12 protein-coding genes are annotated in these 17831 nt (G+C 46.6%); 7 read left to right on the top strand and 5 right to left on the bottom strand.

The window, feature by feature from the left end; genetic code table 11:
- Positions 1-133: 133 nt before the first annotated feature.
- The gene (locus tag BHV73_RS01100; RefSeq protein WP_009120238.1) at positions 134-1216 is read left to right on the top strand and encodes a phosphotransferase enzyme family protein; all 1083 of its coding nucleotides are present in this window, start codon (positions 134-136) and stop codon (positions 1214-1216) included.
- 23 nt (positions 1217-1239) lie between these two features.
- Positions 1240-1941 carry a carbohydrate-binding family 9-like protein gene (locus BHV73_RS01095; protein WP_373129599.1) on the top strand — a complete coding sequence of 234 codons (702 nt, stop codon included), beginning with the start codon at positions 1240-1242 and terminating at the stop codon, positions 1939-1941.
- A 310-nt stretch (positions 1942-2251) separates the two neighbouring features.
- Here BHV73_RS01095 and lpxA read toward each other — a convergent pair whose 3' ends face one another.
- The 4 genes from lpxA to BHV73_RS01075 form a co-directional block, all read right to left on the bottom strand.
- Positions 2252-3019, bottom strand: coding sequence for an acyl-ACP--UDP-N-acetylglucosamine O-acyltransferase (lpxA, locus tag BHV73_RS01090; RefSeq protein ID WP_009120240.1), 768 nt, complete (start codon positions 3017-3019; stop codon positions 2252-2254).
- A gap of 99 nt (positions 3020-3118) precedes the next feature.
- Positions 3119-4501 carry a TolC family protein gene (locus tag BHV73_RS01085; protein WP_009120241.1) on the bottom strand — a complete coding sequence of 461 codons (1383 nt, stop codon included), beginning with the start codon at positions 4499-4501 and terminating at the stop codon, positions 3119-3121.
- A gap of 103 nt (positions 4502-4604) precedes the next feature.
- Positions 4605-8021 (bottom strand): efflux RND transporter permease subunit, encoded by a 3417-nt coding sequence (locus BHV73_RS01080; RefSeq protein ID WP_022217781.1) that lies wholly within the window; start codon positions 8019-8021, stop codon positions 4605-4607.
- Between the two features lie 28 nt (positions 8022-8049).
- Positions 8050-9225: an efflux RND transporter periplasmic adaptor subunit gene (locus BHV73_RS01075; RefSeq protein ID WP_009120243.1), complete on the bottom strand. Its 1176-nt coding sequence runs from the start codon at positions 9223-9225 to the stop codon at positions 8050-8052.
- A gap of 260 nt (positions 9226-9485) precedes the next feature.
- Here BHV73_RS01075 and BHV73_RS01070 point away from each other — a divergent pair, with 260 nt between their 5' ends.
- Positions 9486-11450: an Ig-like domain-containing protein gene (locus tag BHV73_RS01070; protein ID WP_286736023.1), complete on the top strand. Its 1965-nt coding sequence runs from the start codon at positions 9486-9488 to the stop codon at positions 11448-11450.
- Positions 11371-12279: a DUF3108 domain-containing protein gene (locus BHV73_RS01065; protein WP_087413139.1), complete on the top strand. Its 909-nt coding sequence runs from the start codon at positions 11371-11373 to the stop codon at positions 12277-12279. The genes BHV73_RS01070 and BHV73_RS01065 overlap by 80 nt, the downstream gene beginning before the upstream one ends.
- Here the strand turns inward: BHV73_RS01065 and BHV73_RS01060 are convergent.
- The gene (locus tag BHV73_RS01060) at positions 12269-12673 is read right to left on the bottom strand and encodes a hotdog fold thioesterase (protein WP_009120246.1); all 405 of its coding nucleotides are present in this window, start codon (positions 12671-12673) and stop codon (positions 12269-12271) included. The two genes, BHV73_RS01065 and BHV73_RS01060, sit on opposite strands and share 11 nt — an antisense overlap.
- Before the next feature lie 188 nt (positions 12674-12861).
- Between BHV73_RS01060 and BHV73_RS01055 the strand changes: the two genes are divergently transcribed.
- From BHV73_RS01055 to BHV73_RS01045, 3 genes are all read left to right on the top strand, one after another.
- On the top strand, positions 12862-14061 hold the full coding sequence (locus BHV73_RS01055; protein WP_022217784.1) for a glycoside hydrolase family 88 protein: 1200 nt from the start codon (positions 12862-12864) through the stop codon (positions 14059-14061).
- Positions 14058-15608 carry a sulfatase family protein gene (locus tag BHV73_RS01050; RefSeq protein WP_022217785.1) on the top strand — a complete coding sequence of 517 codons (1551 nt, stop codon included), beginning with the start codon at positions 14058-14060 and terminating at the stop codon, positions 15606-15608. Before BHV73_RS01055 ends, BHV73_RS01050 begins: the two co-directional genes overlap by 4 nt.
- 188 nt (positions 15609-15796) lie before the next feature.
- On the top strand, positions 15797-17827 hold the full coding sequence (locus BHV73_RS01045; protein ID WP_087413138.1) for a patatin-like phospholipase family protein: 2031 nt from the start codon (positions 15797-15799) through the stop codon (positions 17825-17827).
- The last annotated feature ends 4 nt before the right edge of the window (positions 17828-17831 follow it).

Raw genomic sequence — 17831 nt, 5'->3', positions numbered from 1 at the left:
TCTCATTTATTATTTGGATTTTGCGGTTATGTCTGCTTAAATGTATATTTTTGGATGTTCATCGAACAATAATAAACTTATTATATGTGGCAAAGAACGTATATTTGTATCATAAATTAATCTATTTATTATCATGAAAGACCTTTTATCTATCGTATCTCATTTTCAATTGCAGGGTACAGTTCAAGAAATCAAGCCTTTAGGGGCCGGCCTTATTAATGACACCTATAAAGTAAGCACGCTCGGAACCGATGCCCCCGATTACGTATTGCAGCGTATCAATCATGCCATTTTCCAAAATGTGGAAATGTTGCAGGCCAATATCGATGCCGTAACCACTCATATCCGTAAGAAACTGGAAGAGAAAGGCGAGAAGGACATTGAACGTAAAGTGTTGCGTTTCCTTCCTGCCGATACCGGAAAAACTTATTGGCATGACGGAGAGAATTATTGGCGTGTCATGGCGTTTATTCCCAATGCCAGAACATACGAAACGGTCGACCCCGAATATTCGTATTATGCAGGTGTAGCTTTCGGCAATTTCCAGGCCATGCTTGCTGATATTCCCGATGAGCTGGGCGAGACGATTCCCGATTTCCATAATATGGAATTCCGCCTGAAACAGCTTCGCGATGCCGTGGCGGCCGATGCTGCCGGACGTGTAAAGGAAGTACGGTATTTTCTGGATGAGATAGAGCGTCGTGCCGATGAAATGTGCAAGGCGGAACGCCTGCATCGCGAAGGCAAACTGCCCAAGCGCGTTTGCCATTGCGATACGAAAGTCAATAATATGATGTTTGATGAAAACGGCAATGTCCTTTGTGTCATCGACCTCGATACCGTAATGCCCAGCTTTGTCTTTTCCGACTTTGGCGATTTCCTGCGTTCGGGAGCCAATACAGGACTGGAAGATGATAAAGACCTCGCGAATGTGAACTTCGATATGGAAATATTCAAGGCGTTCACAAAAGGTTATCTGGAGTCGGCCAAATCTTTCCTGCTGCCGATAGAAATAGAGAACCTGCCCTATGCGGCCGCCCTGTTCCCCTATATGCAGTGCGTACGCTTTCTTGCCGATTATATCAACGGCGATACATATTATAAGATTCAATATCCGGAACATAACCTGGTACGTACGAAGGCGCAATTCAAACTGCTTCAAAGCGTAGAGGAACATACTCCGGAAATGCAGAAATTCATAGCTTCATGCATTTAAAGAGGTATATAATGGCGGCGATGATGGGCTGCTGTGTCTTGCCCTTATTCGCGTTAACTCCCAAAAATAAGACAATGAAAGAACTGGATGTCAAGAAAGTGAGTATGGCAAATATACCGGTAGAAGCGGTGCCTGCTCTGTTGGATGAAGAAAAAGTGGCTTTTCAGCCGATTAGTACGGTGAACTGGGCGGCATATCCATATTGCCCGGACGTTAAATTCCGTATTGCCCATACGGACAATGCTATCCTGATTCACTATAAAGTGAAAGAGGCCAGCGTACGCGCGGTCGCGGGCAAAGACAACGGACCGGTTTGGGAAGATGCCTGTGTGGAGTTCTTCTCCATTCCTGCCGGAGACGGAGTATATTACAATATGGAATGTAACTGTGCGGGGCGGCTGCTTATCGGCGCGGGAGCCGGACGCTCCGATCGCCGGCATGCGTCGCAGGAAATTCTTGATAAAGTGCAACGTTGGTCTTCCTTGGGGCGTGAGGATTTTGAGGAACGGGTAGGAGAATGCAGTTGGGAGGTGGCCTTGGTAATACCTTATTCCGCTTTCTTTATGCATAACATTACCTCATTGGACGGTAAGACTATCCGTGCCAATTTCTATAAATGCGGTGATAAGTTGCAAACTCCCCATTTTCTGTCATGGAATCCCATTGACTTGGAAAAACCGAACTTCCACTGTCCGGAATTTTTCGGAGCGTTACGCTTCGAATAAAGTATAAGGTGGCAATCGCCACTTTCCCTGTTAAGAACTTGCCGTATCGGGATGGAAAGTCCGTTCCGATGCCATGCAATCTTAAAACAAAGCTTTTATTCTTATAAATTAGACTTTGGTTTATAAGAATAAAGCTTTGGTTTTTATAAATGAAACTTTTATTCTAAGATTGCGTAGCAGCCATAAGTACTTTGCGATATGGGGAAATATACTTTTACCCGGTCGCATCCCAATAAAAAAAGAGTGTAGCGAATTCGCCGGGGAACGGCGTTCGCTACACTCTGTATGTTCTTTCCTTATGTACCGGAGGCTACTTTACAATACCTTTCGAGTCGCGGATAAAGTTGATGATGTTATGTATTTCGTCGCTCATCGGAACCTGATCCTCGATTTTCTGCAAAGCGTCCTGTATGCTGAAGTTTCCCTGATATACCAGGCGGTACGCATTTACGATATGGCGCAGGATACGCTCGGTAACCTGATGCTTGTGTTGGAGTACCACCGCATTGATACCGTGATATTCTGCCGGATTACCGTTCATAATAACATAAGGCGGTACGTCTTTCGAGATGCGGCAACCTGCCTGAATCAATACCCAACTGCCGATGTGGCAATTCTGATGCAGGATAACGTTACTGCTCAGGATTGTACAGTCGTCTATGCGGCAGTCGCCTGCCACTGTGCTCTTAATTCCCAGTACGCAGTGATTGCCTATTTGTACGTCGTGGCAGAGGTGAACACCGTCCATTAGATAGTTATTATCGCCAATGCGCGTACATCCGCTTTCGTGCGTGGCACGGCTGATAACCACATTTTCACGAATGTCGTTGTTGTCACCGATAATCAACCGACTTGCTTCGCCTGTGTAATGAAAATCTTGCGGTTCACTACCCAGTACGGCGCCATGATGTACCTTATTTCCTTTACCTAAGCGAGTACCCTTGAGGATACTTGCATTTGACATAATCACGCAGTCATCACCGATTTCCACATCTCCTTCGATGTAAGCGAAAGGCTGAATGGTTACATTCTTACCGATTTTTGCGGCAGAATCTACAGATGCTAATGGACTAATCATAAGTAATTAGTTATGAGTTATAAGTTATGAGTTATTAGCTATGAGTTATGGGAGATGAGCCGTCAAGAATAACTTATAACCCATAACTCATAACTGATATTATTCTCTCCCACCGCCCAACGCTTGATACAGGCTGATTACAGACTGCATGCGGTCGAAGGTGTCGGCCACTTCCGAAAGCTGTGCGCTGAGGTAGGACTGCTCGGCGGACAGGACTTCCAAATAGGTTGACGTGCCTAAGTTAAACAATTCTTTTGTATCTTCCGCAGCTTTACGGGCAGAATTCACTTGAATTTCGCGTGAAACCGCTTTATCCGAAGTCATCTGATATTGATACAAGGCGTTGCTTACCTCATTTCCGGCTTGGAGCAGTGTGGTTTGGAACTGGATTTTAGCTTGTTCTTCCTGTGCTTTGGCCTGTTTCAGACGGGCGATGTTGGCGCCGCGGTAGAATAAAGGCTGCGTCAGCGAACCGATGGCGGATGCCAGCAGCTTGCCCGGATTGACGATGGCGGAACCGGCACTGTTGGTCCAGCCGGCGGAACCGCTTAAAGTAATCTGCGGATAGAATGCGGCGCGTGCGCTGTTGGTGTCGTAATAGCTTGCGGCCAACGACATTTCGGCGGCCTTCACATCAGGGCGGTTGGACAACAGTTGCAAGGGAATGCCTGTGGAAAATTCAGACGGCAGTTGTTGTTCCTCCAATGCGCCGCGTGCAATGCTTTGCGCCGGTTGGTTCAGCATCAGGCATAGTGCGTTCTCCGTTTCGCGAATGCTTTGGCGTATATCGGGCAGGGAAGCCAGTACTTGCGCATAGGCGGTACGGCTTTGCTCTACGGCCGCGCTGTTTGCCATAGCGGCCTCTTTCATTGCTTCTACGGTCTCGAGGTTACGTTTCAGAATGTCACAAGTCGCTTCGCTGATTTGCAGCTGACGGTCGAGCATCAGCAATGTATAGTACATGTTGGCTACGTTGGCAATCACCTGCGTCTGTACGGCTTGCTCATAGAACTGCGTCTGTTTCAGGGAAACCTGCGCCTTGCGCTTGGGATTCAATAACTGGCCGAACAGGTCTATCTGCCAGCTTGCCGTAACCGGAAGCGAATAGGTTTGCGTAGCCTTACCTTTATCCCAGCTGCTGACCGTTCCTTGCGGAGAGAGAGACAGCATCGGAGCATAAGCCAAACGTGCGGACATCAATGCAGCCTGAGCCTGTTTTACGGTCAGTGCCGCACTGCGCAAGTCGGGATTGTTGATTAACGCCTGTTCGATAAGCGCCTGCAACCGGGCGTCTGTAAACACTTCCTTCCAGGGTAGATTACCGAAATTGGCGGTATCTGCGGCAAGCGTATCGCCACCGGCGACGGTGTCGCGATACAGACCTTCCACAGTAATATCTTCGGGTCTGTCGTATGATTTGTAGATATGGCAGCTGCTCAATAAAGCAGTTGCGCACATCAGAGTTATTATTTCTTTCTTCATAATCGTTTTTTTTAATGAAGAATGATGAATAAAGAATGAAGAATTACCTTGCAGCGTGCTTGTCGCAGCCAAAATTCTTCATTCATCATTCTTCATTCTGCATTTATTTAGTGTATTGTTCAATCTCAGGTTCTGCATCCGAGTTATCCACATCTTCCCATTCCATCGGTTTCACCTTTTCTTGCAGGTATTGGAAGGCAACGAACAGAGCGGGTACGATGAATATCTGCAATATCATACCGATTAACATACCGCCGATGGCCGAAGTTCCCAATGTACGGTTACCGTTGGCGCCTGCGCCGGAAGCAAACATCAGCGGAAGCAAACCGACAATCATAGCCAGAGATGTCATCAGGATAGGACGCAAACGGGCGGCGGCACCCAGTACGGCAGCCCATGTGATACTCATACCCATCCTGCGGCGGTCGAGGGCAAACTCTACAATCAGAATGGCGTTCTTGGCCAACAGACCCATCAACATGATGAGGGCAATCTGCATGTAGATGTCATTGGACATGGTACCCAGAATCATTTTCAGTGCAGGTATGTTGCCTAAGGAACCTATACCGCTGACAAACAGGAAGCTACCCAGCAAACCGAACGGCACGGAGAGTAGTACGGAGAGCGGAAGGATGTAACTTTCATATTGCGCGCTCAACAACAGGTAGACGAATACGAAGCAGAGTATGAAAATCAAGCCTGTGGTGCTACCGCTGGTTTCAGCCTCTTCACGCGCCATACCGCCGAGCTCGTAAGCAAAACCTGTCGGCAGATTTTCTTTGGCAACCTCCGCGATGGCAGCCAATGCCTGACCGGATGTGTAACCGCTAGCGGGAGCCACCATCACCTTCATGGATGTGTAAAGGTTGAAACGGCTGATGATATCCGGGCCGTATACCTTCTTGATAGATACAAACTGAGTGATGGGAGCCATCTCGTTGCCGTTGCGCACCTTGATGCTGGAGAGCGATTCCAGGTTCTTGGTTGCGTCCGGTTCGGCTTGAATCATGACACGGTACATCTTACCGAAACTGTTGAAGTTGGAAGCATACAGACCGCCGAAATATCCCTGCATGGTACTGAGGATGTCACTCGGGCTGAGACCTGCTTTCTTACAGGCGGCCGCATCGATATCCAGCATATACTGCGGGAAGTTGGGGTTGAAACTGGTCTTTGCGGAGTTGATTTCCGGACGTGCTTCCAAAGCGGCGGTATAGTTGTTCACCACATCGAAGAAGTGACTAAGGTCACCGCCGGTTTTATCCTGCATGTTCAATTCGATATCGCTGGATGCGGAGTAACCCGGAATCATAGGCGGAGCAAAGAACAATACCTGCGCTTCCTTGATGATTTTTTGCGCACGCATGAAAAGCGTGGCGTAAACCACCGTTGAATTCTGCATCGTGGAACGTTCTTCCCAGTTCTTCAGCTTGATAATGAGCGAACCGTAAGAAGGTCCCTGGCCGCCGATGAAACTGAAACCGGAAATTACCGTACGCGACTGTACGGCAGGGTCGGCCGCCACAAGGCTGTCTACACGGTCTAATATTTCCATGGCACGTTCTTGCGAAGTACCCGGAGGAAGTGTCACTACACCCATGATGGTACCGGTGTCTTCATTGGGCACCATACCTGTGGGCGTGATGTTCATAAAGACTATCAACAGTACAATGGAACCTGCGACGATGCCGCCGGACAGCCATTTCTTCTGGATGAAGCGAAGTACCTGTTTCTTATATTTACCCAGAATGGAGTCGTAAGATGCGTTGAAAGAGTGTTTGAACTTGTCTGTCGTCATACCGGCCAGTGCCAATACGCTGATTACAATCATAACCAGGCAAAGTACGGGATGATTCTCGAAGCTGAACAAGCCGAAAATCATACCTAAAATGGCAATTGCGGTAAAGAGCAGTGTCAGACCGGGACGCATCATTTTACCGATGGAATCGGCATAGCGGGCTACCATGATTTTACGGGCCTCTTTCGTGGCAACGCCTATCCGCTCTTTTATGCCGGCATCACTGTTATGCGGTTTCAGGAAGATGGCGCACAAAGCCGGACTCAACGTCAAGGCGTTCAGTGCGGAGAAACCGATGGCGATGGCCATTGTCAGACCGAATTGGCGATAGAACGTACCTGCGGTACCGCCCATGAAGCTTACCGGCACGAACACAGACATCATCACTAACGTAATGGAGATGATGGCGCCGCCCAATTCACTCATGGCGTCGATAGATGCCGTCCTTGCCGATTTATATCCCTGGTCGAGCTTGGCATGGACACCCTCGACGACGACTATGGCATCGTCCACCACAATCGCGATGGCAAGCACCATGGCCGAAAGGGTCAGCAGGTTGATACTGAATCCGATCAGTTTCAGCACGAAGAATGTTGCGATCAACGCTACCGGAATGGCGATGGCGGGAATCAACGTAGAACGCATATCCTGTAAGAAGATATATACTACGATGAACACAAGGATAAACGCCTCGATTAAGGTCTTGATAACTTCGTGGATAGAAGCGAACAAGAAGTCATTGGCGCTTTGCGCGATATTGATTTTCAAACCGGAAGGCAACGTTTCGGAAGCCTCGTCAAGTACTTTTTCCAAGTCACTGATGGTCTGTGTGGCATTGGTCCCAGCCATCTGGTATACGATACAAGATACAGCCTTGTGGCCGTTTACCTTATTGTTGAAGTTGTATGACAGACGTCCGAGTTCGATGTCGGCGATGTCTTTCATACGAAGTACTTCACCGTTTTCAAGGGCTTTGATAACGATGTTCTCAAATTCCTCCGGTTGTTGGAGACGGCCTTTATAACGGATTGTGTATTGGAAGCTCTGGTTTCCGCGTTCACCGAACTGACCGGGAGCGGCTTCAATGTTTTGCTCGGCCAATGCACCGGCTATGTCATTAGGTATCAGCTTGTACTGTGCCATTACATCCGGTTTCAGCCAGATACGCATGGAGTAGTCCTGACCGAGCACCGTAGCGTCACCTACACCGTTTACGCGTTTTACTTCTGGAATAAGGTTGATGTTGGCGTAGTTTTCAAGGAATTCGATGTCGTACTGGTCTTTCTCATCGTAGATGGAGAATACCATCAACATTGAGGTCTGTCGCTTTTGCGTGGTTACACCGACTTTGGTTACTTCGGCCGGCAGCAGACCCTGAGCCATAGAGACACGGTTCTGTACGTTAACGGCTGCCATATCCGGGTCGGTACCCTGCTTGAAATAAATGGAAATATCGGCGGAACCGTTATTGGAAGCATTGGAGGTCATGTACATCATGTTCTCCACACCGTTGATTTGGTCTTCCAACGGCGCAATGACAGAATTCAACACCGTTTGGGCGTTGGCACCGGTATAGGTAGCGCGTACCGATACCGTTGGAGGTGCAATGTCCGGATATTGGGTGATAGGCAGTGTCGCCAAACCGATAACTCCCAGGATTACTATCAGGATAGAGATTACCGTAGATAGCACCGGACGATTAATAAATCTATCTAATTTCATGTTATTTAGTGATTAGGGGCGTTAAACGTTAATTGAACGCAGTTTGGATATTACCTTCTTTCTGGTCTTTGAGGGCTTTCTGATATTCGGCCTCTTTCTCTTCGGGAGTGATAGGAGTGATGCTTTGTCCGTCTTTGAGGTTCTGTACACCTTCTATCACGATTTTATCACCCGCTTTTAAACCGCCGGTAACATAGAAGTACTTGCCGTCATTCAGGCTGAATACCTGAATCTCGGTATTTTTCAGCGTATTGTCCGGCTGTGCGACGAATACGAACTTCTTGTCCTGTATCTCCGTGGTAGCCGATTGAGGAATCATAATCACGTTCTCCATTGGGTTGGGGAATACCACGTTTCCCGTACCTCCGCTACGCAGAATGTTGTGCTTGTTTGGGAAAAGGGCGCGCATGTTCACCGCTCCTGTGGTTTGGTCGATAACACCGCTGATGGTTTCTACGCGTCCGCTGTCGGCATACATGGTTCCGTCAATCAGCTGCAACTGTACCTGAGGCATCTTTGCCAGGATTTCCTTGATGCTGCCACCCTCGCGTATCAGCGATAGGAGTTGTCTTTCGGTCATAGAGAAGTAAGCGAACATTTCGGAGATATCGGCAACCGTAGTCAGCGGAGTGGCCATAGAGGGGCTTACCAAGCTACCTACACGGTAGGGGATAGTACCTACGATACCGTCGCTGGGACTTGTTACGCTGGTATATGACAGGTTGTTCTTGGCATTAACCAGTTGTGCTTCCGCCTGCGCCAGTTGCGCTTTGGTTTGTGCTAATTGGTTTTCGGCCATTTGCAAGTCGTAATCGCTGATGATATTCTTTTGATTCAGCGTACGCTTGTTGTTTACTGTAAGTTCTTGTGTGTTTACAGCGGCTTTTGCGGTTTCAACCGCGGCTTTGGCAGAGTTTACAGCAGCTTGGTACTGCACAGGATCGATACTGAACAATACTTGTCCTTTACGAACGACGGAACCTTCGTCCACATGCAATTTAGTGATAAAACCACTCACCATCGGGCGAATTTCCACGTCTTGTTTACCTTTAATAGTAGCCGGATAACTGTTTGTCAAGTTAGCAGTGGTAGTTTCTACTGCAATCACTGCAAATTCGGGTGCTTTGCCCGTGCTTTTGTCACCTTGTCCACAACTGCTGAGCAGTGCCAGGCAACATGCCAATAATACTAATCTACTCTTCATACTCTTTTATTCTCTGTATAATTTTGTTCTAGTTAATCTGAAGCTTTTGTGTGTAAATCATAGAAGAAAAAGGATAGCGGTGAAAACTGAATACTCTTGTTTAGTTTTCGGTCGCAAAATTATTCTTTTCTCTGTATATAAGGTGTGAATATCCCTGTTTTTTAACTATGTTTTATATATACTCGGGAGAAATACTTGTTTTTTGATTAAAATACTGTAAAGCATACTGCTAATTGCGGGATAACCTTTATTTTTGCATCATGTTAGATTACAAGCATCATAATACAATGAAACCGTTTGTACGCCGGTTGCTGGGGGCAGTCATAAGTGCGGCTGTTTTATATTCTTGTGCCAGTGTGGGCCGCCTGGAAGGTGGCTCGATTGACGAAGAGCCGCCTCGTTTTGTCACGAGTTCTCCATTGCCGGGCGCTCTCCATAATAAGAAAAGTAAAATATCCATTGAGTTTGACGAGTTTATCAAGTTGGAGAAAGCGAATGAGAAAGTTGTTATTTCACCGCCTCAGGTGCAGCAGCCGGAAATAAAGGCGAACGGCAAGAGGGTAGTGGTCAACCTGCAAGATACGCTGAAGGCTAATACCACATATACTATCGACTTTGCCGATGCTATCCAGGATAATAATGAAGGAAATCCGATGGAGAGCTTTACTTATACGTTTTCTACCGGTGCGGAGCTCGATTCGATGGCTATTGCCGGCACGTTGCTTGACGCGTCGAATCTGGAACCGGTAAAAGGTGTGCTGGTCGGCTTGCATGCCAATCTGGCCGATTCGGCTTTCACGACGTTGCCTTTCGATCGTGTAGGTCGTACGGATAGCCGCGGAAGATTTTCTATCCGTGGAGTTGCTCCGGGTAAATACCGTATTTATGCTTTGATGGATGCCGACCAGAATTTCAAGTTCTCCCAGCCTACGGAAATCATAGCTTTTAATGATTCCATCATTATTCCTTCCATGGAAGAACGTACGCGCCAGGATACTCTCTGGAGAGACTCTTTGACCATAGACACGATTGTAGAGAGAAGATATACTCATTTCTTGCCGGATGATGTGTTGTTGCGCAGCTTCAAAGAAAAGACTTTCTCGCAGCGCCTTATGAAAACAGAGCGCCTGACTCCGGAGAAGTTCTCTTTCTATTTTACGGCTCCGGCCGATAGCCTGCCTCTGATGAAAGGGCTGAATTTCGATGAAAAGGATGCTTTTGTCATTGAGCAGACCACCGGACGGAATGATACGATTCACTATTGGATAAAGGATTCTTTGCTTTATCAGCAAGATACGTTGCGGATGAGCCTGACCTATTTGTACACGGATACTTTGAATCGGCTGGTTCCCCGGACAGATACCTTGAGAATGGTATCGAAGGTAAGTTGGAAGAAACTGCAGGATAAGAAACAGGAAGAGAAGGAAAAGGCCGAGAAAGAGAAGAAGAAAAGAAGGAAAAAGGGTGAGGAAGAACCGGAACCGACCCCGTTCCTGGCAATGGATGTATATGCGCCTTCGGCAATGGATGTGTACGATTATATCACATTGAGCTTTACGGAACCGATAGCCAGCTTTATTGACACCGCCTTGCATGTAAGGCAGAAGGTGGATACGTTATGGCAGGATGTGCCGTTTGATTTCATGCGGGATTCGCTGGATTTGAAACGCTACAATCTGTATGCGGACTGGAAACCGGGTGAAAGTTACGCCTTTGAAGTAGACTCGACCGCTTTTCACGGATTATATGGTTTGTTTACCGATAAAGTGAAGAAAGAGTTCACGGTGAAAAAACTGGAAGAGTACGGGCAGATATTCTTCAATATTACCGGAGCCGATTCTTTGGCATTCGTAGAACTGCTGGATGCCCAAGACAAGGTGGTACGAACTGTGCCGGTCGTGGAAGGAAAAGCTGACTTCTATTATTTGAATCCGGGTAAATATGGGGCCCGGCTCATTAACGATACAAACGGGAATGGCGTATGGGATACAGGTGATTATGCCACCAAACGCCAGCCTGAAATGGTTTATTATTATCCGCAAGTACTGGAATTTAAGGCCAACTTTGATTTGATTCAGGATTGGAACGTGAAAGAAAAGCCGTTGGATAAGCAAAAGCCGGATGAACTGAAAAAACAAAAACCAGATGAAGACAAGAAAAAGAAAAATAGCCGGAACAACCGTAACAACAGCAATCGCAACAGCGGTAGGGGATATAGTTACTAAAAAGCAACGAATCGCGGGATTGCTCTTGCTGGCGGGACTTCTGTGTCTGGGCGGCATGATGCCTGTGCAGGCTCAATGTGTGGCTAAGAATGAGGCGTTCCAATCGGGGGAACATGTAATGTATGATTTGTATTTCAACTGGAAATTTATCTGGAAGAAAGTAGGGCTGGCGAGTCTGACAACGAATGCTACCACTTACCGTTCCCGTCCTGCCTATCGTTTCAATCTTCTTTCTGTGGGCAGTAAGAAAACGGATTTCTTCTTTAAGATGCGTGATACGCTGACCTGCTATGTCAGCGATAAACTCGAACCGCTCTATTTTCGTAAGGCAGCCGAGGAGGGAAAACGCTATACGGTAGACGAGGCGTGGTTCTCGTATAATGACGGTGTGTCTACCGTGAAGCAGAGACGTACCTGGCATAATCCTGTGCGTGAACCGCAGGAAATGGAATACAGTGACAGCCGTTGTATTTTTGATATGCTGAGTATTCTGGCGCAAGCCCGCTCTTACGATCCCAAAGACTATAAGATAGGCGAGAAGATACTTTTCCCTATGGCAACGGGACGCAGGGTGGAAGAACAGACTCTGATTTACCGCGGAAAGGAAGAAATAGAGGCAAACAACGATACAATCTACCGTTGTCTTGTATTTTCTTTTGTGGAATACAAAAAGGGAAAAGAGAAGGAAGTGATTACTTTCTTCGTTTCAGACGATAAAAACCACCTTCCCATACGCTTGGATATGTATTTGAACTTCGGTTCGGCAAAAGCGTTTCTCAAAAGTGTAAGAGGCAATCGTTATCCGATGACTTCCGTGGTTACAAAGTAAAGGGCAATGCGTCCCCCTTTCTGAAAACGCTGGACTCGAATGTGGCTATCAGTTCTCCTTTCTGGTTGGTAACGTCAATCTGATAATATCCGGTAGTGCGTCCGACGTATCGTTCACGGGCTTCGGCGTACAATGTGTCGCCTACACCGCTGCCGCGCAGGAAAGTGATATTGGAAGACAGTGAAAAGGACAGTACGCCGTGAGAGTTGGCGGCTGCGGCCAAAGCGAGGTCGGCTAACGTAAAGAGCGCTCCGCCTTGGGTGCGGTGTCCGGCATTGAGATGTTCTTCCGTAATTACCAGACGCGCTTTGCTATATCCTTCTTTTATTTCTATCAGTTCTACACCGGTTTTGCCGGCAAAAAGATCTTTTTTGAAAAACTCTTGTGGAGTCATGGAATTTAGGGATTTAATGATTGGTGATTCAATGATTCACGGACAGCATAGAGAAAAACAGATGCTTTCCGATGCAAATGTAACAATTTTAGCTTTTAATTGGATGATTTAGGTGGGTCATTTCCGTATAACCGTGCTACATTTGCCATCGAAAAAACGACAACAATTTAATAAATAAATCCTTTATTATGAAAACAGCTCTTACTACATTGGGTATTTCCCTTCTTGTTTTGGCAGGTTGTACAGGACAAAAGCAGCCTGCAAATGACTTCATCCAGGAGAATATTGATAATGCAGTGGCACAGGAAATGCTTCAGACGGACATTATCGAGAAATCAGGTAAAATTCTTAATCCGCGTACCATTAATAAGGATGGCAGCATTCATTATGTTCCCATTGATGACTGGTGCTCCGGCTTCTTTCCCGGTAATATTTGGTATACATACGAGTTGACCGGTGACGACAAGTGGTTGCCGTTGGCGGAAAAGTATACGGAAGCCTTGGATTCCGTACAATATCTGACCTGGCATCATGATGTAGGCTTTATGATCGGTTCCAGTTATCTGAACGGATACCGTTTTGCCAATAAAGAGGAATACAAACCTGTAATTATTCAGACTGCCAAATCATTGTCTACCCGCTTCCGTCCGGGTGCAGGCGTTATTCAATCTTGGGATGCCGACAAAGGCTGGCAGGCAGAACGCGGTTGGAAATGTCCGGTAATCATCGACAATATGATGAACTTGGAGCTGTTGTTCGAAGCTACCAAGCTGTCGGGTGACTCTACTTTCTATAATATAGCCGTGAAACATGCCGATACTACCATGGCTAACCATTTCAGGGCCGACAACAGTTGCTATCACGTAGTAGATTATGATCCCGCAACCGGTGAGGTTCGCAAGAAACAGACGGCGCAAGGCTATGCTGATGAATCGTCTTGGGCTCGCGGACAGGCATGGGCTTTATACGGTTATACAATGTGCTATCGTTACACTCACGATTCCAAATATTTGGATCACGCTGAAAAAGTTTATGACTTTATCTTCAATAACAAGAATCTTCCGGAGGATTTGGTTCCTTATTGGGATTACGATGCTCCCAACATTCCGAACGAGCCTCGTGATGCTTCTGCCGCAGCATGTACGGCTTCTGCGCTTTACGAATTGAGTACGTATATTCCTAATAAGGGTTATAAGGAAACAGCAGACCGAATTATGGAAAGCCTCGCTTCTCCGGCCTATCGTGCGGAGGTAGGAACTAACGGCAACTTTATCCTGATGCATTCGGTAGGCAGTATTCCTCACGGCGCGGAAATAGATGTTCCTCTGAACTATGCCGATTATTATTTCTTGGAAGCTTTGATGCGTAAAAGAGACTTGGAGAAATGAGAAATCAATTGAATATATTGTTAGGTGGTTTAGGCTTGTTCGCCTTGCAGGGTTGTAAAGCTCCGCAGGCGGAACAGGCCCGACAACCGAACGTTATTTATGTCTTTCCTGACCAGTACCGTAATCAGGCGATGGAATTTTGGGGACAGGAAGGTTTTCGGGAGAAAGTGAACTTCCGGAATGACCCGGTGCATACCCCTCGTCTGAATGATTTTGCGAGAGAGTCTTTGGTACTGACTTCTGCCATGAGCAACTGTCCGTTGAGCAGCCCTCATCGGGGTTCATTGCTGACGGGAATGTATCCTAACAAGAGCGGTATCCCTTTGAACTGTAATTCGGACCGTCCTATCAGCTCATTGCGCGAGGATGTAGACTGTGTAAGCGATGTATTCAGTAATGCGGGATATGACTGTGCCTATTTCGGTAAACTGCATGCTGACTTCCCGACTCCCAATGACCCCCAGCGTCCGGGAAAATACGTAGAAGACCGTGTACCCGCATGGGACGCTTATACACCGAAGGACCGTCGTCATGGATTTAACTATTGGTACGCTTACGGAACATTCGATGAGCATAAGAATCCGCATTATTGGGACACAGACGGTAAACGGCATGATCCGCGTGAATGGTCTCCGCTGCATGAGTCGGGTAAGGTTGTTTCTTATCTGAAGAATGAGGGAAATGTACGCGACCCGAAGAAACCGTTCTTTATAATGGTAGGTATGAATCCGCCACATAGCCCTTATCGCTCATTGGACGACTGCATGGAGCAGGACTTCAATTTATATAAGGACCGGCCATTGGATAGCTTATTGATTCGTCCTAATGCTGACCCTACAATGAAGAAAGCGGAAAGCGCACGTTATTATTTTGCTTCAGTTACGGGTGTAGACCGCGCTTTCGGACAGATACTCGATGCTTTGAAGGAATTGGGACTGGACAAAAATACAATTGTAGTCTTTTCTTCCGATCACGGTGAAACAATGTGCAGCCAGCATACGGATGACCCGAAGAATTCCCCGTTCTCCGAGTCCATGAACGTACCGTTCATCGTTCGTTTCCCTGATAAGATTAAGCCCCGTTTGGATGACTTAATGCTTTCCTCTCCGGATATCATGCCTACTTTATTGGGATTGGCAGGTCTGTCCGATTCCATCCCTACGGATGTGCAGGGACGTAATTATGCTCCGCTGTTCTTCAATGAAAAAGCTGATATTGTACGTCCTACGGGCGCTCTTTATATTCAGAACCTGGACGGAAAGAAAGATGCGGACGGTAAAGTTCGTTCTTATTTCCCTTCATCGCGCGGCTTTAAATCAGCCCGTTACACACTGGCGCTTTATATAGACCGTGATAATCGCAAGCTTGTAAAGAGTTTGTTGTTCGATGACGAGAAAGACCCCTATCAAATGAATAATCTTCCGTTAGAGGAGAATAAAGAAGTAGTAAACGAGTTGTGTGCGGAAATGGGGAAAGTCTTGAAAGAGATTGATGACCCCTGGTATAGAGAGCGTATCTTATCTGACATAATACCATACGATAAATAGAAATAACTGTTGTGAAAGGTTGTTGCAAAATATTTTGTTATACATCCTTTTGTAGGGAAGAAAGGTTTTTCTGTGAAGAAGGACCTTCCTTTTTTTGTGTGAACCGGCGGTAACTCCTTTTACCGGCAGTGAACTATCGGAAGAATAAGTTGTTTTATTTTCTCTTACTCATGTAAATCCATACGAAGATGAAATATAGGTTATTGGGCTGTTTGCTGTTGCTTCCGTTATTGCTTATGGCGCAAGAGCGTCCGAAAGTTGCCATTGTGCTGAGCGGAGGCGGAGCGAAGGGTACGGCTCATATCGGTGCCTTGAAAGTGATAGAGAAAGCGGGTATTCCGATAGATTATGTGGTGGGCACCAGTATGGGGGCTATTGTTGGAGGCTTATATGCCATAGGGTATACTCCGGAGCAATTGGACAGTATGGTGAATGCGCAGAACTGGAAGTTCGTTTTGTCGGACGCTCCCAATCCTAAAGATGTATTGCTCGACGATCGTTTGCGGTCGGAGCGTTATGTGCTGTCTATTCCTTTTACGTTGAAGTCGGCGGACATTTCGGATGCGGGAATTATTAAGGGAAAGAATATTGCACAGTTGTTTTCGGTATTGACAGAGGGTTATCAGGATTCTGTAAACTTTAGCCGGCTGCCTATTCCGTTCGCATGTGTCTCCGAAAATCTGGTGGATGGGAGCGAGGTTGTGTTTCACAGAGGTGTGTTGGCTACGGCCATGCGCTCCAGTATGTCGATACCCGGGGTATTTGCACCTGTCAATCTGAATGGCAGGGTCTTGGTAGATGGAGGTATGGTGAATAATTATCCGGTAGATGTGGCCTTGCAGATGGGGGCTGATATTATTATCGGAGTGGATGTACAAAGTCCTTTGCTGGATGCCGGGCAACTGAAATCGGTGAAAGATATATTCGGGCAAATCATTAATCTGCAGGGAGAGAAAAAATATCAAGAGAATCTTCGCAAGACCGATTTACATATTAAAGTGGATGTATCGGGCTATTCTGCGGCAAGTTTCACCAAAGAAGCGATTGATACCTTGATAGTGCGTGGAGAACAGGCGGCTATGGCCGATTGGGATAAACTGCTTACATTAAAAAAGAAGATGGGGCTAAGAGAAGATTATCAGCCCCGTCGCCCGGGACCTTTTCCTATCCCTGACGCAGAAAAGAGCAAGACTATTCCCGTTGATCCACAGATAGCCGCTCCTGCCATACGGGAAAACAAGCTGAATGTCGGTATCCGTTTTGATACGGAAGAGCTGGCAGCCTTGCAGGCGAATACGGATATTTATCTGGGAAAACAAAAAGAATCGCAAGTGAGCCTTACCGCCCGTTTAGGAAAACGGACGATGGCAAGAATCGGTTATAATTATCAGTGGAGTAAGGGCTGGCAGACGGGAATTAATTACCGGTTTGATTACAAGGATATTAATATTTATAATGAGGGAAAGCGTACACTTGATTTGACTTTTACCCATCAGCAGCTTACCGCCGGAGTCGCAAAGGATTGGAATAAGATTCAAGTGAGTGCAGGTCTTAATTTCGAGCACTACAACTACCATGATTTGCTGTCGTTGGAGCCGGTGGATGCACTTATGTTTGGAAATAAGTCGCTGTTTACCTATTTTGCCGGGCTGTTGTATAATAATCTGAATGGGAGAAGCGTACCCACCAAAGGTTTGTCATGGTCCGTAATGTATCATCTGTATACGGATAATCTGTTTCAATACGAAGATAACAGCCCTATTTCGGCCTTCTCGGCGCATTGGCAAGGGTGTTTCACTCCGTTAAAGAATTTTACGATTATTCCGTCTATTGACGGGCGTATTCTTACCGGAGGTGATAACTATTCTTTTGCTGTTACTAATATGTTGGGTGGAAATATTGCCGGACGTTATATGCCCCAACAAATACCTTTTGTAGGGATTAACCGTGCGGAGTTGGCTTCCGGTTCATTGATTGTTGCCGGTTTGAAGCTTCGTCAGCGGATATTTAAGAATCAGTATGTATCGGTGACGGGAAACTACGGACGCAGCTCCGATAAGTTGCATGAGTTATTTGAGGATTCCCACTCTTACGACTTGGTAGGAACGGGCATCGGCTATATGTATAATAGTTTTTTGGGACCGTTGGAAATAGAGTTGAATTGGTCTAATCAGACGAAGAAGCTCGGCTGGTACGCCGGCTTCGGATTCGTCTTTTAGATTT

This window comes from Bacteroides sp. 44_46 (genome assembly GCF_001915465.1).
GTDB lineage: Bacteria > Bacteroidota > Bacteroidia > Bacteroidales > Bacteroidaceae > Bacteroides > Bacteroides clarus.
This window is presented reverse-complemented; position numbering and strand designations above follow the sequence as displayed.

What these genes read in the sequence shown, in the direction of transcription:
- BHV73_RS01100 (WP_009120238.1), top strand. Translation starts at nt 134, where the DNA reads ATGAAAGACCTTTTATCTATCGTATCTCATTTTCAATTGCAGGGTACA.
- BHV73_RS01095 (WP_373129599.1), top strand. Translation starts at nt 1,240, where the DNA reads ATGGGCTGCTGTGTCTTGCCCTTATTCGCGTTAACTCCCAAAAATAAG.
- lpxA (WP_009120240.1), bottom strand. Translation starts at nt 3,019, where the DNA reads ATGATTAGTCCATTAGCATCTGTAGATTCTGCCGCAAAAATCGGTAAG.
- BHV73_RS01085 (WP_009120241.1), bottom strand. Translation starts at nt 4,501, where the DNA reads ATGAAGAAAGAAATAATAACTCTGATGTGCGCAACTGCTTTATTGAGC.
- BHV73_RS01080 (WP_022217781.1), bottom strand. Translation starts at nt 8,021, where the DNA reads ATGAAATTAGATAGATTTATTAATCGTCCGGTGCTATCTACGGTAATC.
- BHV73_RS01075 (WP_009120243.1), bottom strand. Translation starts at nt 9,225, where the DNA reads ATGAAGAGTAGATTAGTATTATTGGCATGTTGCCTGGCACTGCTCAGC.
- BHV73_RS01070 (WP_286736023.1), top strand. Translation starts at nt 9,486, where the DNA reads ATGTTAGATTACAAGCATCATAATACAATGAAACCGTTTGTACGCCGG.
- BHV73_RS01065 (WP_087413139.1), top strand. Translation starts at nt 11,371, where the DNA reads ATGAAGACAAGAAAAAGAAAAATAGCCGGAACAACCGTAACAACAGCA.
- BHV73_RS01060 (WP_009120246.1), bottom strand. Translation starts at nt 12,673, where the DNA reads ATGACTCCACAAGAGTTTTTCAAAAAAGATCTTTTTGCCGGCAAAACC.
- BHV73_RS01055 (WP_022217784.1), top strand. Translation starts at nt 12,862, where the DNA reads ATGAAAACAGCTCTTACTACATTGGGTATTTCCCTTCTTGTTTTGGCA.
- BHV73_RS01050 (WP_022217785.1), top strand. Translation starts at nt 14,058, where the DNA reads ATGAGAAATCAATTGAATATATTGTTAGGTGGTTTAGGCTTGTTCGCC.
- BHV73_RS01045 (WP_087413138.1), top strand. Translation starts at nt 15,797, where the DNA reads ATGAAATATAGGTTATTGGGCTGTTTGCTGTTGCTTCCGTTATTGCTT.